Here is a 15,367-nt window from a genome sequence, read left to right as displayed (position 1 = left end):
TGGCCCTAATTATATTTATTTCCAAAACGTTATGTCTCGTCTGTTTATTGCTGAAAAACCAAGTTTAGGCCGTGCGATTGCCGCTGCACTGCCAAACCCTCAAAAGAAAGATCAAGGATTCATCCGCTGTGGGAACGGGGATATCGTTACTTGGTGTATCGGCCACTTACTCGAACAAGTCGAACCCGACGCTTACGATGAGCGTTATAAAAAGTGGAATATGGCAGATTTACCAATTGTTCCGCAGCAATGGCAGCTCAGACCGAGGAAAAGTGCAAGTAAGCAATTAACCGTGATTCGTAAATTGCTCAAAGAAGCTAATGAAGTCATTCATGCAGGAGACCCAGATCGAGAGGGTCAGCTGTTAGTTGATGAAGTTCTCGACTATTGCAAGTTATCTAAAACCAAGAAGGAATCCACACAGCGTTTGCTGATTTCCGACTTGAACTTACCTGCGGTTAAACGTGCTCTCAGTTCTATGCGCAGTAATCGCGAGTTTATCCCACTTTCAGTTTCAGCATTGGCCCGCTCTCGGGCTGATTGGCTGTATGGTATGAACATGTCTCGTGCTTATACCTTGCTTGGTCAAAAAGCAGGGTATCAAGGTGTTCTCTCGGTAGGGCGAGTGCAAACGCCAGTTCTTGGCTTAGTGGTGCGTCGTGATGAAGAAATCGAAAACTTTGTCCCGAAGGACTATTTTACCCTACATGCTCTGATCCCATATCAAGATGCCAATGGTACTTTTGATATTCGTGCTCGTTGGAAGCCAAGTGAGGCATGCAAGCCTTGGCAGGACGAAGAAGGTCGAGTGTTAAACCGTAAGTTGGTGGAAAATGTTGCAAACCGTATTGCAAATCAACCCGCAAAAGTGACAGAGTCGGAACAAAAGCAAACCAAGCAATCAGCACCATTACCCTATTCGTTATCTGCTTTACAGATCGATGCCGCGAAGCGCTATGGTATGAGTGCGCAACAAGTACTAGATACTTGTCAGGCATTGTATGAAAAGCACAAGCTGATCACTTACCCGCGTTCAGATTGTCGCTATTTACCAATGGAACACTACTCACAAGCAGGGACGGTGACAACTGCTATTGCGAATAACGCAAAAGAGTTGCAAGTTGCCGTTCAGGGAGCAGACTTAACATTAAAGTCCAAAGCCTGGAACGATAAAAAAGTGGATGCGCACCATGCGATTATCCCTACACCGAAGCAAGCTAATGTGAATGCGCTTTCCGGCAATGAGATGAAAGTGTATCAATTGATTGCGCGCCAGTACCTCATGCAGTTCTATCCGGCGGCGGTTTACGCAGAAGCGAAATTGGTTTTCGATATCGCTGGTGGTACGTTTGTCGCGAAAGGTCGTCAGTTAGTTTCGCCGGGTTGGAAAGCGCTAATGGGCAAAACTGACAAGGAAGATGAAGGTATTGATGCCGTGCCACCGCTACCCGAAGGCACCGTGTTAACTTGTCGTGAAGGGGAAATAAAAGACCGAAAAACCGAGCCACCAAAGCATTTTACCGAGGCATCGCTGTTGCAAGCGATGACCGGGATCGCCCGTTATGTTGCGGATAAAGAACTGAAAAAAATCCTTCGTGACACTGATGGGCTAGGCACGGAAGCGACTCGCGCTGGTATTTTGGACACGCTGTTCAAACGCCAACTGCTTACGCGTCAAGGTAAGTCAATTCTCAGTTCTCCTGCGGGAAGAGGTCTCATTCATGCCTTGCCAGAAGATTCAACATACCCTGATATGACGGCTCATTGGGAGCACCAGTTACAAGGTATGGCAGAGAGAAATCAAGCATATCAGCCGTTCATGCAAGCACTGGAACAACGCATTGATAGCTTGATGGCACAAGTAAAAGCAGGCCCTATCCCTGATTCATTACGTCATCTACCCAAGGTGGAACGTCCTGCGTTTAAACGTAAAAAGCGCAGTTATTCAAAGAATGGTGGCGCGACTAAATCTCGTGCAACCAAAGGTAAGCAGGCATAGGACAAGCGCGGTGTAATTAAACACCGCGCATGCTTGAAAATAGATTACTCGAACAGGTCACCGTGGTTTTGGATCGCGCCTCTTACTTCACCTTGAGTTAACACGCGTTTGTCCAGTACCTCTTTCACCTGGTTGCCCAAGTCAACTAATGTATCTCGATTCGCTTGAGTTTGGCGTTTACCAGCACTTCTCAAGCAGTAATTTAGTTCGTGCTCTTCGCTAAAATTAACCAAATCCCTATCTGCTGCCATCGTGCTTTCTCCTTATTTGTTCTACTTTTTCCTAAGTCTGGATTGGATGTAGATAAATTCAAGTTAGATTGCGTGAATTATGCTGGTGGATCACTGATGAACATTATGTTTGCCAACCAAGTCACGATTATGAAGCCTGGCTTTGATGGTATTTGGTTTAGTGATGGTTGTGTCTTAATGCTGCTACCAAGGTAACTCAGTACCATCGTAGTTAATAAATCGACCTGAAAGCTGCGGTGTGCTCAGCTCTATCACGTTCGCTAGGCCTTGCGCGGAGGTTTGCGTATCTATCAAAGCATTTGGCCCACCCATCGCCGTTTTTACCCAACCAGGGTGAAGCGCTAAAACGGTAAATCCTTCAGGTGTTAAATCATTACTTAAGCTTTTCACAACCGAGTTAAGCGCCGCTTTCGATGAGCGATAAATATAACCGCCACCGGACGTATTTTCGGTCATGCTCCCCACTTTTGATGAGATACAAGCAATCTTTTTTATCTTGCCTTGTTGTAAGCGAGGGTAACAGTGCTCAACCAGTTTTAACGGTGCAATGGTGTTTACTTCGAAGGCTTTACGCCATTCTTCTACGTCAGTGTTTCCAAAGCCATATCCCTTGGGGCCGTAATATCCTGCATTATTGATGAGTAAGTCGATGGCAGGGAGTTTATCGGCAAGCTTAGCGACTTGTTCGTAGTGAGTGACATCCAGTTCGTGCAAAACCAGATTACTGAATTGTGAGGCTAGAGTTTGTAGTTCTGAACTGTTCTCTAAGGAACGGCTAGTAGCATGTACTTGGTGGCCTTGCTTCAGGTACAGCTCAGTTAAGCTAAGGCCAATGCCGCGATTTGCTCCGGTAATAAAGACGGTTTGACTCATACAAACACCTATGTTTTTTTGATTTCAGTTGAAAGTCATTGTGTTAGCTAAGCACCATAAAATCAACCAACCACCACGCACCAACAACAAGAGATGAAAATAGGGACAGAGCACAAAGAGAGCCAAACAGTGCGCCGAGAATAGCAAAGAAAGTAGAATTCATATGTATATTAAATTTAATTGATATTGAAAATCATTATCAATTAAATTGCGTTTTATTCAACCCTTGAAGTTGATACTATTTCGTTACCATTGTTATTAAGAATTTCTCATGCTGCCATTTATCTACCACCCGATTTATTCTCAACTTGAGTTGCCAGAGGGGCATCGTTACCCAATTATGAAATACCAGTACCTCTATGAATCGGTATTGGTGCATATAGAGAAAGATAACTGGAAAGAGCACGCGCAGTTTTTCCAGCCCGAAGCATTAACTGTTGGGGAAGTAAAACGTGTTCATGACGAGGAATACGTCGAGCTACTTGTTAGTGGAAACATGCCAGCTGCGAAGATGCGCCGAATAGGTTTTCCTTGGAGTGAGTCTCTCATTACCAGAACGCTAACTTCAGCAGCGGGCACGGCTCTGACCGCAAAAAAGGCACTTGAGTACGGTGTGGCCATTCATTTGAGTGGTGGGTATCATCACGCACACAAAGGGTTTGGCAGTGGTTTTTGTTTATTTAATGACTTAGTGATCGCGGCTAGGCAAGCACTCGAAGTTGAGCATGTCGATAAAGTATTGATCATTGACAGTGATGTTCATCATGGGGATGGAACAGCAACTTTATGTGACGATGAGCCAGATATCATCACGCTTTCTTTCCACTGTGATAAAAACTTCCCAGCGAGGAAGCCTCAGTCTGACCTCGATGTGCCTTTGGTGCGAGGAACAGGTGATGAGGATTTTTTAATGGCGTTTAAAGAAGTGGTCGATATGGCACTTAATCTTCATCGCCCTGATTTAGTTATCTACGATGCTGGTGTCGATATACATCAAGACGATGAGCTTGGATATTTTGATGTGTCGACTCAAGGGATTTTAGAACGTGATAGATTTTTAATGCAAACAGTGAAATCTCGAGGTATCCCTGTCGCAGCTGTCGTTGGAGGTGGATATCGAACGAATCATGCTGACCTCGTCCCAATCCATTTGCAGCTTATCAATGCCGCTAAAGAAGTCTTTATTGATGAGTAGATACAACTAGATGTAAATATCAAATTGATTCAACACTGGAACGAACGAAAAGGGCATTAATTTTTTGTGGGTTCTTTCGGAGTGTGGCGGAGTGCTTAGTTGCGTTCAAGAAGTGGTAAGTGATTTGTACAAATCTTTTTAAGTCTGGAGATGCGAAAAAGCCCGCTAATTTCTTAGCGGGCTTTTTCTAAAAGTGGCGGAGAGATAGGGATTTGAACCCTAGATACGCTATTAACGTATGCCGGTTTTCAAGACCGGTGCTTTCAACCACTCAGCCATCTCTCCGTTGTTGAGGCGCATAATATAAGGCTTTGAAAATGTTGTAAACCCCTAGTTGAACTGATTGGATGTTTACTGCGCAAATTTGTGGTTTGTGTTGTTTAAATAAACAAAAACTCCCCAAAAAGGGGAGTTTGAATAGTATATGGATTGCTAGGTATTAATCGTTTTTAGAATAAAAACGCTGTAACTCAGTTAAACCTTGCATCAAAACTGGCAACTTCGGTGCATCATCTCTAAGTCGTTTGTAGTTTTTGTCATACAGCTTGTAGTTGCCAAACTTATCGATCACTGTGGTTTGCGAGCTAGTAATTAAGGCAAGCTCGCGAGTATCGCCCGCCAAGATCCAGCGACGACGACTTTCATCGAATAGGTTGCGACCACTACTGTAATCATATGGGTTGGAAGATACGCCGAGCATATCTTGCAACAGTGTAACTGAGAGGTCCAAGTGACTTGTGCTGTGATTAAATTCGCCAGCTAGCATTCCAGGCCAATGGATCACCATCGGAACTTGTAATTGATAACGGCTGTAGTTGCTGTTTGCTCCCCAGCTGTTCGTGTTGGTTTCGTTAAATTCACTACCGTGATTAGAAGTGATGATTACGATGGTGTTTGTCAGTTGTCCCGTCGTTTCTAGTTCATCAATAATACCTGCGATAGTTCTATCCGCCGACTTCACTGCATATTCATAAGCTTTTTTGAATCGCTCACTTGCAGGCATTTCTTCGTCATTATTTGAAGGAATCGATTCAAAATTATCAACGGTGGTGACTTCGATGTAACTAAACCATGGCTGACTTGCTTTCTCTGCTAACCATGTATTCCAGTTTGCGATAGATTGTTTATCGGTATGAGCTTGCGTGCCATCTAGGTCTTCCGCTAAGTTCAAGTCGCGGAAAATAATTTCTGAGTAGAGATCATCTTCAAACCCACTGCCACTGAATAAACCAAAGTTGTAGCCCTGATCTTTCAGTACATCGAGCAATACTGGGGAAGCACCTTGCGCCTTGATGCTTGATGCATAACTGGTCGGTAAGCCATAGAACAAACCAAAGGCCCCGTATGTATCATTACTTGAGCTGTAATGATTACGGAAGTTCTGATTGTTTTCAGCAAACTCATAGAGGTTAGGCATCTCTTCTTGGTTCAGCGCATCCGCTCGTAAATTGTTTATGCTGATCATCAACACATTGAGCTTATTAACTCGGCGGTTAAACTCAAGCTTTTCAAGAGGGTAGTTGACTAACTCTACGTTGCCTTCGTTTTCTGCCAAACGTTTTAGGTATTCCTCACGGTCAAGTAGACCATGTTTTTCCATAAAACTCTTCGCCGTCATCGGGTAAGACAAAGGGAAGTTTGAACGCTGGCTAGTAATTGGGTTGTAAAAATACGCATCTGCCCAAATGTAAACCAAATGGCTGGTCATAAAGCTGAGGAAAAAGACGGCCGCGAGAGGGCGTCCTACGTGCTTATGAGATAGTTTGCGCTGTTTTCGCCATACCCATTCGGATAGTGCGAGTTGAATAAGGAAGATCAGCGGCATCACAACAAATAAATGTTGTAGGTCAGTGCTGAGCGCACTTTTGTCTTCGCTGAATAGTAACTCCCAGACAACGGGAGTTAAGTGCAAATTGATCGACTGATACGCTTGGGTATCAATTAATAATATGGTTTGCCCAACGGTTGCGAAAATCACTGCCACCAAACGGAACAACTTCCGCGATGGCAGGATAAACGTCAACGGGAATAGAACAAGCAAGTAAAGTGCGAAAACTAGAAAGCCAAAGTGACCAACCCAAGAAACCGCCAGATAAAACTGACCAAGTAACGTCTCGGGCCAAGGAGACTGAACAATGTAGCGTGTGCCTATCAACATCGACGCAACGATATTGAAGAATGCAAACCAGTGACCCCAACCAACTAGTCGAGATACACGTTCGCCGTATGAGTTTCCGCTGTCTACCATGTATGTGTTCTATTGTCCGTGATTAGTGTGTTTTTGGTGTTTCTAAAGAAGACATCAGCGCCTGAGCAAATTTTTCAGCAATCGCTTTGCGTTGTGAAGCAGCAACACGTTGATTTAAGACATTGGTTGCGATATTTCCGGCAATCATTAGCGTCAACTCAGGAGAAGCAGCGTGTTTTTCAAGAACTGTTGCTACTTCAGCAAGAATTTTTTCTACTTGCTCGTCAGTATATTTAGATGTAATCGGCATAAAGACTCTAATAATGATAGTAAAAGCGGCTTATGATAACCTACAATGCCCATCAACTAAAACCTTGTAGCAAGATAAAATCACTATGAGTCTTCATCTTTCAAACGTTATTCTGCATCAACTGTGCAAAAACGATCAGGACGAGCTGGTTGTAAACTTTCGTCCAGCATCATTAGAGAACGATGCATCTACAGAAAACTTAGTCGCTGAGCTTCACCGAGTATTCCATTCTAAAGCTGGTAAAGGTTTTGGCGCTTTCCAGTCAGACAGCGAATTTCAATTTTGGCTTCAAGAAATGCGCAAAGGAGAGCGAGATTTTTACGACTTCTCACAAATTAGTGCAAATCGCTTGAAAGAAGAGTTGATTAAGTACCCATTTGCGGATGAAGGTATCTTGGTTTTCGCTGAGTATCAGAGTTTAGCAACGGACTACTTGTTCATCGGTATCTTACCAATGAATCAGAGTTTAAAAGTGACCGAAGGTTTGGACATCAGTGCGACAGATTACTTAGATATCACCAAAATGGATATTGCCGCACGCATCGACCTGTCGAGCTACGAGACCGACAAGGAATCCAATCGTTATCTGCAATACATTAAAGGACGCGTTGGCCGTAAAGTGGCGGACTTCTTCCTAGATTTTCTGCAAGCGGATATTGGCTTAGATACTAAACAACAAAACTTAGTGTTGATGCAGGCGGTGGATGATTTTTGTGCTGACTCGAAGCTAGAAAAGCAAGAAGTGAACGAGTACAAGAAACAAGTTTACGACTACTGCAATGAGCAAATTAAATCCGGTGATGAGGTTCAAATCTCAGAGCTTTCCGGAGAGCTTCCTCAAAGCCAAGATGGCACGAGCTTTATGGATTTCACCAAAGAGCAAGGGTACGAGCTTGAAGAGTCTTTCCCAGGTGATCGTGCGACGGTTCGCAAACTGACTAAATTTGTTGGAGCTGGTGGTGGTTTGAATATTAGCTTCGATAGTCTCTTACTTGGCGAGCGTATTTTTTATGATCCAGAGACGGATACCTTAACGATTAAAGGGACGCCTCCAAATCTAAAAGATCAGTTAAGTCGCAATTAAAATCATATCGTTAAATAAAGAGAGCAAACGGCTCTCTTTTTTTATGTGAATAAGAAACATCCATAGTATATGCTTGTAATTAATGGAGATATGCGAGGGGCAAGTGTTGCTGAAGCTAAAAGAAGGAATACGGCGGTTTGTTTGGTTCTGGTTCGTTTTGTGGTGTGTTTTAGCACTTGGCATTTGGCTGCAAGCCAAACAAACGATTCAAACGATTTCGACTGTAAATGAGTTAGGAAGTAAAGTTGAAGAAGTCAGGCACTTTTTTAACTTCGATCTGCCTTACCGTGTTAAACACGTCGATCAAATTTCACTGAAACTTCAGTTGGCTTATGCAGTTCGCTTACAGCTTGAAAGTGAGTTTTCTGAAGGGAAAATCACACCAGACATCACTCAATTACTTTATACGACCGACCGGTTTTTAGAAAGTGCTCGAGCTTTTGTAAGAAGTGACAGTGAATTGGTTTCGTTAGCAGAACAGTTACGAAGCAGCCGTGCTCGAACAGAAAACTCTGAGCAAATTCAGGCAATGTACTATCGCTTAGGTGCGCTTGTTTTTGAGTCTGTCTTTAGTGACTCTGCAACGAATAGCGATACTTACCGTGACTTAGACCGACTTTTTATTGAATCAGAGACGCTCTCTCCCGAAGAGCGAAGCGCTCTTCAGCGCCAGCTTGCTCAAACCTCAAGCGCACTATCTGCTCAGGCACAGGGCAGTTATTTATCTAATCAACTGCTTAATCCAGATTTCCCGAACCAGTTAACTTCGATAAATGAGCAGTTGGAACAGAAGCTAATGACTTTTATTGTTTGGCTGTCTGTAATCAGTGGTTTGCTCCTTTTCCTCATTTCATGGGGAGCCTTCTCCCCAAAAACGATTCAACCGATACCACTACCCAGAACCGATGATAAAAAGTCAGAGCAAGTTGGCGATGATGAAAATGGAGCTAACACTGTTCCCTCAGCTCAGTTAGAAAATTTTCAAAACGTCCAAATGAACGAAAAAAGTTGTAATGAGGTGAATTCATCACAAGTGGAAGTAGTGGAACGTGAGCCGTACATAGATATCAATAAAATGTTAGATTCTCTGTCTGGTGACGAGGGCGCTGTGCGGATGTTACTGGAGGTCTTTATTCAGGACCACTCTGGCGATGGCACTAAAATGTATCAGCTGTTAGAAGAGGATAAAGAGCAAGCGCAAAGAGCCGCACACAGTCTTAAAGGGGTCTCAGGGAGTTTAGGTGCAATGCCATTGCACTGTATTTCGGGTGATATTGAACTGTTGATTAAACAAGGGCAAAAAGTGCCGGAAGAGAAGTTGGCATGTTTAGATGATGTCCTAAAACAAACCATACTTTTTGCTAATAATGTTCTCAATAGTAAAAAGATAACAGAAGCGCTAACAGATTGATATTGCTCTGACTTAATGTCATAAGAGTTGAGGTAATAAAGGCTCGAACTATATGACTTAGTTCGCTTTATTCCTGTTCTATACAATTTGTTAAAGGTGTTTTCATGTCCGTTCGCCGAATGTCTTCAATGATGTTGATAGGGCTGGTTATGATGCTTTCAGGGTGCTCCCTGCTCGAAGTCAAGATCGAGAGTCAAACCGTCCCTCTTACCAAACAAGAGCTCAATATGCGTCTTTTGACTCGTGAGTATGCGCAGCAGTTTTTTGCTCAGGTTGAGCAAGCAGCAGACGCACTACACGAACAATATGAGCCTCATGATAAAGTTCATCAATCTTATATTTTACTTTGGAAGATAAATGCTGAAGAAGGCATCCAAGCTTCTGCATACCAAGTGTCCCCAATGGCTGCACTGATTGATACATGGACTTTCACGCTACAAATGGAACAGTTTTTTACTACCGCTTCTGGTAATGAGCTCTTTGCGTCTGATGAGGCCAAGTTAGTTTCCGTTTATTTAGCGAAAGAGGTAGATAAACTGGCTCAATCTTTATTGAAGAAAGAAGCATACATCAAGACACAAACGTTTGTTGCAGAGTTCGCCAAGCAGCATCCATTCGCTGATTTAAGCATGATTAGGACTCCGGCTTACCGTGGGTGGTTAGATGCAAACCAAATTAGCGAAGAGGAAGCCGTTAAAACGCTAGGCACGATGCCAGAAGCACTTGGGGATGTCTCTGATCGTCTAAGTCTGGTATCAGAACAGACACCAAAAATTATGACGTGGAAAGCGCAGTTGTTGGCCTTGAATAGCTCTGCCAGTATCGAAAAAGTCAATGCGGCGCTCAATAGTTTGCAAGTTACCGCTGATTCGATGAGGGATTTTATCGATAACAACCCAGAGTACATGCGTTATTTGGCAGAACAAATGGCGCTGGAGTTACAACCTTTGGTTGACGATATCGATCAAAGGACGGAGGCGCGTTTATCTCAGTTGGGTGAAGAACGCCAAGCTATAGAGCTGATGGTTGCCAGAGAACGTCAAGAAATCGCACAGATCATTACCCATGAGCGCGAGAAGTTTGCTCAAGATATGGATCGAGTGTCGCAAGAGGTTGTGAATCTCGCAATGACTAAGCTGATTGAACTTGTCAAAAGTACCATCATCTACTTTATTCTGTTCATTGCCGTTATATTCTTTGCACCGCTTGGCTTGGGCTATTGGTTTGGGAAGCGTGCAGCCGTAAAAACGCCAGTAAAACAAAGCTAACGATTTGCTTTGGAAATAAAAAAAGAGCGCTTTAAAGCGCTCTTTTTTAGTATTGAATTCGGAAGGGAGGTTCTTCCTATCTCTACGAAGTTAAGCGGTTTGCTGCTTCAATTCGCCTTCAGCTTCTTCAACTGCTTCTGCTGTTGGTTCGCACTTATCAACAAACCAACCCATGTAAGAAGTGAAGATCGTTACGATGATACATACAAAACTCAGCCACATGAACGGGGCATAAGACAGTGTAGCAACACCCAAAATGCTGGCCATGTAGATACCGTTGTCACTCCAAGGGACCATACCTGAGGTTAGCGTGCCGCCAAATTCTGCGTTACGAGACAAATTCTTACGTTTGTAGCCTAGACGGTCATAGTTCTTCGCACAGATTTTTGGGGTCAGAATAAGTGAAACGTACATCGCTGAACCAAATACGTTGCCCATAAAGGCCGTACCAATTGTGCTTGTTGCCAATGAACCTGCACTTTGAACGCGTTTTTCAAACAGCTTCGCGATAGTCTCTAGCACGCCTACTTTATCTAGTAGACCGCCAAAACCAAGGCCGAATACGATAACCGCTACCGACCCAAGCATTGAAGACATGCCGCCACGGTTAAGGATTGAGTCAATGAAATCTACGCCAGATGAGATTGCAAACGGAGCCCAAGCCGTGTTGAACGCGGTTAGGAAATCGACATCTTGGATCATCACTGCCCAAATAATACCTAGCAGAGAACCAAAACTGATCACTGGGAATGAAGGCATACGCATCGCTAGAAGTGACAATACGATGATCACAGGAACAAATGAGTAAGGGGTGATGTAGAACTGCTGTTCCATCGCTTTAATGACAGAGTCTACCTGGCTCATGTCAACTTGACCTGCGTAGTGGAAGCCAAATGCAGTAAACATAATGCCTGTAATAATGTAGCTAATGAGTGCTATCGGCAGCATGCCTTTAATATGTTCCATCACTTCAACGTTAGACATAGATGAAGCAAGGATTACTGAATCCGATAGAGGCGACATTTTGTCACCAAAGTAACAGCCTGAAAGTACGGCACCTGCAGTGATTGGCGCAGGAACACCAAGACCTTGACCGATGCCCATCATTGCAATACCTGCCGTGCCAGCCGCACCCCAAGATGTGCCAGTCGCTAGCGCAGTCAATGAACAGATGATCATGGTCGCGAGCAAAAAGATGGAAGGGTGGATTGCTTTAAGGCCGTAGTAAATAATGGTTGGAACAATACCACCAGAGATCCAAGTACCTACAAGCGCGCCAACGGCCAAAAGGATTAAAACGGCTCCAAGTCCATTGGAAATGCCATTTAGTGCTGCTTTTTCCAGATCTTTATACTGATGGCCAAGCTTTATGCCCAATATCATGACAATGAACCAACCGATGTATAGCGCTAGCTGAATCGGTAGGTCTAGCTTGGCTGTGAACGAAAATGCCAGCAGGAGAAATAAACCGAGCGAGATAAATACCTGTATCAAGCTTGGTAGGCGTGGTGTAACTTGCTTCATATGTGCCTCTGTCAATCTTGGAGCAATAGAGGAAGGCGCTCCTTGTTGTAATCGCGCATAACATACATTAACAAAAATTATATTTCGAACATTTGGTGTTTTATCTTGATGTTCGTCGGTAAAAACGTTTGCTTGTGAAATTAACTGTTAGTTTGTTTTAACTTTTTTGGTTTTAAATGTTGTGTAATGTGAAATTATTGTGCTTCATGTGTTATTTTCTCATTGAGTGGTAAGACCAATTAGGGGGCTAAAGTGCTTTCCCTACTTGAAAAATGGTTAAAACCGCAAACCAAACACTAAAAAATCTCGTGTAACCCGGTTTTTCAGAGGAAAAGGTTAAAAAATGCGCTTATTTACAAAATAGGGGTTGAGATTTTGCTGTGAAAAATTAACTATGGGGTAGGTTTTTTAATACATGGAGAGTTAATACGATGAGAGTTGGTTTAGTTGGTTGGCGCGGTATGGTTGGTTCAGTCCTTATGCAGCGTATGGTTGAAGAGAAAGACTTCGACCTAATCGAACCAGTATTCTACAGTACTTCTCAAGTTGGTATTCCTGCTCCTAACTTAGGAAAAGACGCAGGCTTACTGCAAGACGCGTATGATATTGAAAGCTTAAAACAGCTTGATGCGGTAATCACCTGTCAAGGTGGTAGCTACACAGAAAAAGTTTTCCCTGCACTTCGTCAGGCTGGTTGGAAAGGCTACTGGATTGATGCGGCCTCTACGCTACGTATGGCTGAAGATTCGATCATCACACTTGATCCAGTGAACTTAAAGCAAATCCAACAAGGCATCCACGGTGGCACGAACACATTTGTCGGTGGTAACTGTACGGTTAGTTTAATGCTAATGGGGCTAGGTGGTCTATTTGAGAAAGGCCTTGTTGAGTGGACAAGCGCAATGACTTACCAAGCCGCATCTGGCGCTGGTGCGCAAAATATGCGTGAATTGATCTCGCAAATGGGCGTTATCAATGACTCTGTTAGCTCTGAACTTGCAAACCCATCAAGCTCTATCCTAGATATTGATAAGAAAGTCGCGGATACAATGCGCAGCGGCTCTTTCCCTACTGATAAATTCGGTGTGCCACTAGCTGGTTCGTTGATCCCATGGATCGATGTGAAGCGCGATAATGGTCAGAGTAAAGAAGAGTGGAAAGCGGGCGCTGAGGCGAATAAAATTTTGGGTTCTCAAAGTTCACCTGTTCCAATTGACGGTACTTGTGTGCGTATTGGCGCGATGCGTTGTCACTCTCAAGCACTTACTATCAAGCTTAAACAAAATGTACCAATGGACGAAATCGAAGAAATCATCGCCACTCATAACGATTGGGTGAAAGTGATTCCTAACGACCGTGACATCACTGCTCAAGAGCTAACACCGGCAAAAGTTACGGGCACAATGTCTGTACCAGTGGGTCGTTTACGTAAGATGGCAATGGGTGATGATTTCCTAAATGCTTTCACTGTTGGTGACCAACTGCTTTGGGGTGCTGCGGAGCCATTGCGTCGTACTCTGCGAATTATTCTGTCTGAGAAAGCATAATCACATCAATCCTTTATTTGATGACAAAATAAAAGAGCTCCTTAGGGAGCTCTTTTTTCATGCGTCGTCTTCCGTTCGAACGACTCTTTTGTCTGGATCGGCCAGTTCACTACCACAATGTTTACAGTAAATTGCGTCAGAGTCGTGCCCTGCGTGGGAGCAGTTTGGGCATTTCACCAATACTTTGTGCGATTGCATCTCTTGGTGTAATTCGGCAGTGAAAATACCTGTAGGTACCGCCAAAATGGAATAACCCAGTAACATGGTGAGTGATGCAAGCCCTTTACCTAGGTCTGTTTGAGGGACCAAGTCACCATACCCAACCGTTGTGATGGTCACGATCGCCCAATAAATACTTTTAGGAATGCTAGTAAATCCGTTTTCAGGTCCTTCAATGATAAAAATCAACGAGCCGAAAATCGTTACCATAATGGCGACGGAACTAAAGAAGATAAAAATCTTTCTGCGCGCCATAAGCAGTGAACGTAAGAGGATATTGGACTCTTGGAGGTATCGGACTAACTTGAGTATGCGGAATATTCGCATCACTCGCAGCGCCCTGATCACACCCATAAACGAAGCGGATGGGAAGAAGAGTGCTAAATAGGTGGGCAAAATCGCAAGTAAATCGACGACACCATAAAAACTCTTTGCGTAGGCGGCAGGTTTAGGAGAGCAATAAAGCCTTAGAAGGTATTCAATCGTGAATAGGCCAGTAAATGTGTATTCAATAAACTTCAGCTCTTTTTCCCACTCGGCCCGAACGGAGGGTATCGAATCTAGCACCAGTACGATTAACGAACTGATGATCGCGATAATGAGAGCAATATCGAACGTTTTACCAGCTTTGGTATGAGTACCAAAAATGGTGACATATAGAGTATGTTTAAGAGAGTCAGTCGTCATGACAAAGCGATCCATTGTTGAATCGCTCTATCATACAATTTTATAGAAACTCAGGCTAATCCTGGAAATAAGTTGCGTAAGCCATTCGCAATGAACTCTATGCCAAGCGCGCCCAATATCAAACCCATGATACGAGTAATGACGTTGATTCCAGTTTGACCTAAAAATCGTACGATCAATGGGGCAGAGCGGAACAATAGCCATGAACAAAGGCAGAACAAACCAATCGTAATACTAATGCCCACGGTATCGAACATGCTTGGGTAGCGTGCACCATAAACAATAGTCGAACTGATTGCACCAGGCCCTGCCATTAAAGGCATTGCAAGAGGGACCACACCAATCTGTTCACGACTGACGTATTCCGTTTTCTCTTGTTTGTTCTGCTTATCTTCCCCCAGTTTACCGCTCATCATCGAGAATGCGATGCTAAGTAATAGCAACCCGCCAGCCACACGAAACGAATCCAGAGAAATACTGAACATGTCTAACAGTAACTGACCAGCAAAAAGCGAAATGATCAGGATGATCGCAACAGCCACATTTGCTGTTGTTGCCGTATTGCGCTTTTCGTCTGGAGTCATATGTCCGGTTAGTGACACAAACACAGGCATGATACCAACAGGGTTTACTGCGGCGACCAAACCGAGAAAAAACTGCAAGAAGATAGCAAGTTCAAAAGTTTGCATGTTGCGTACTCATCAAAGTTCACATTAGTGAAAAGGAGAAGGGGTAATTTGGGCGTAATGTAAGGCAAAAGTTAGGTTGTAAGAAATGAAAAAAACTAACGCATTCCCTGCCATTTAAGTGA

13 protein-coding genes and 1 tRNA gene are annotated in these 15,367 nt (G+C 43.7%); 6 read left to right on the top strand and 8 right to left on the bottom strand.

What is annotated here, in order from left to right; all coding sequences use genetic code 11:
• Positions 1-31: 31 nt before the first annotated feature.
• Positions 32-1,999 carry a DNA topoisomerase III gene (locus R7R78_RS07320; protein ID WP_017821143.1) on the top strand — a complete coding sequence of 656 codons (1,968 nt, stop codon included), beginning with the start codon at positions 32-34 and terminating at the stop codon, positions 1,997-1,999.
• 44 nt (positions 2,000-2,043) lie between these two features.
• On the opposite strand, the gene R7R78_RS07315 is transcribed toward R7R78_RS07320, so the two are convergent.
• Both R7R78_RS07315 and R7R78_RS07310 read right to left on the bottom strand, forming a co-directional pair.
• Entirely contained in the window at positions 2,044-2,250 is a 207-nt protein-coding gene (locus R7R78_RS07315) for a hypothetical protein (protein ID WP_005380717.1), read from the bottom strand.
• A gap of 183 nt (positions 2,251-2,433) precedes the next feature.
• A complete protein-coding gene (locus R7R78_RS07310; protein WP_017635826.1) occupies positions 2,434-3,123 on the bottom strand; it encodes an SDR family oxidoreductase in 690 nt (229 codons plus the stop codon).
• Between the two features lie 271 nt (positions 3,124-3,394).
• Between R7R78_RS07310 and R7R78_RS07305 the strand changes: the two genes are divergently transcribed.
• The gene (locus R7R78_RS07305; RefSeq protein WP_225473376.1) at positions 3,395-4,318 is read left to right on the top strand and encodes a histone deacetylase; all 924 of its coding nucleotides are present in this window, start codon (positions 3,395-3,397) and stop codon (positions 4,316-4,318) included.
• A gap of 194 nt (positions 4,319-4,512) precedes the next feature.
• Here R7R78_RS07305 and R7R78_RS07300 read toward each other — a convergent pair.
• From R7R78_RS07300 to R7R78_RS07290, 3 genes are all read right to left on the bottom strand, one after another.
• Positions 4,513-4,603, bottom strand: a tRNA-Ser gene (locus tag R7R78_RS07300).
• A gap of 154 nt (positions 4,604-4,757) precedes the next feature.
• On the bottom strand, positions 4,758-6,566 hold the full coding sequence (locus tag R7R78_RS07295) for a DUF3413 domain-containing protein (RefSeq protein ID WP_005380721.1): 1,809 nt from the start codon (positions 6,564-6,566) through the stop codon (positions 4,758-4,760).
• Between the two features lie 22 nt (positions 6,567-6,588).
• The gene (locus tag R7R78_RS07290; protein WP_005380722.1) at positions 6,589-6,816 is read right to left on the bottom strand and encodes a YejL family protein; all 228 of its coding nucleotides are present in this window, start codon (positions 6,814-6,816) and stop codon (positions 6,589-6,591) included.
• An 85-nt stretch (positions 6,817-6,901) separates the two neighbouring features.
• Here R7R78_RS07290 and yejK point away from each other — a divergent pair, with 85 nt between their 5' ends.
• The 3 genes from yejK to R7R78_RS07275 all read left to right on the top strand — a co-directional run bounded on the left by yejK (position 6,902) and on the right by R7R78_RS07275 (position 10,579).
• On the top strand, positions 6,902-7,900 hold the full coding sequence (gene yejK, locus R7R78_RS07285) for a nucleoid-associated protein YejK (RefSeq protein ID WP_005380723.1): 999 nt from the start codon (positions 6,902-6,904) through the stop codon (positions 7,898-7,900).
• A gap of 82 nt (positions 7,901-7,982) precedes the next feature.
• The gene (locus R7R78_RS07280) at positions 7,983-9,311 is read left to right on the top strand and encodes an Hpt domain-containing protein (RefSeq protein WP_225473375.1); all 1,329 of its coding nucleotides are present in this window, start codon (positions 7,983-7,985) and stop codon (positions 9,309-9,311) included.
• A 104-nt stretch (positions 9,312-9,415) separates the two neighbouring features.
• Entirely contained in the window at positions 9,416-10,579 is a 1,164-nt protein-coding gene (locus tag R7R78_RS07275; protein ID WP_213969713.1) for a chemotaxis protein, read from the top strand.
• Between the two features lie 90 nt (positions 10,580-10,669).
• On the opposite strand, the gene nhaC is transcribed toward R7R78_RS07275, so the two are convergent.
• On the bottom strand, positions 10,670-12,103 hold the full coding sequence (nhaC, locus tag R7R78_RS07270) for a Na+/H+ antiporter NhaC (protein ID WP_005380726.1): 1,434 nt from the start codon (positions 12,101-12,103) through the stop codon (positions 10,670-10,672).
• A 431-nt stretch (positions 12,104-12,534) separates the two neighbouring features.
• On the opposite strand from nhaC, the gene asd reads away from it, so the two are divergent.
• A complete protein-coding gene (gene asd / locus R7R78_RS07265; protein WP_005380727.1) occupies positions 12,535-13,650 on the top strand; it encodes an aspartate-semialdehyde dehydrogenase in 1,116 nt (371 codons plus the stop codon).
• A gap of 57 nt (positions 13,651-13,707) precedes the next feature.
• On the opposite strand, the gene R7R78_RS07260 is transcribed toward asd, so the two are convergent.
• The gene (locus tag R7R78_RS07260; protein ID WP_005380728.1) at positions 13,708-14,571 is read right to left on the bottom strand and encodes an ion transporter; all 864 of its coding nucleotides are present in this window, start codon (positions 14,569-14,571) and stop codon (positions 13,708-13,710) included.
• A gap of 35 nt (positions 14,572-14,606) precedes the next feature.
• Positions 14,607-15,245 carry a YchE family NAAT transporter gene (locus tag R7R78_RS07255; RefSeq protein WP_005380729.1) on the bottom strand — a complete coding sequence of 213 codons (639 nt, stop codon included), beginning with the start codon at positions 15,243-15,245 and terminating at the stop codon, positions 14,607-14,609.
• Between the last annotated feature and the right edge of the window lie 122 nt (positions 15,246-15,367).

The organism is Vibrio sp. 2134-1, from assembly GCF_033339495.1.
The sequence above is the reverse complement of the archived record's forward strand: the minus strand, read 5'-3'. Positions and strand labels throughout refer to the sequence as shown.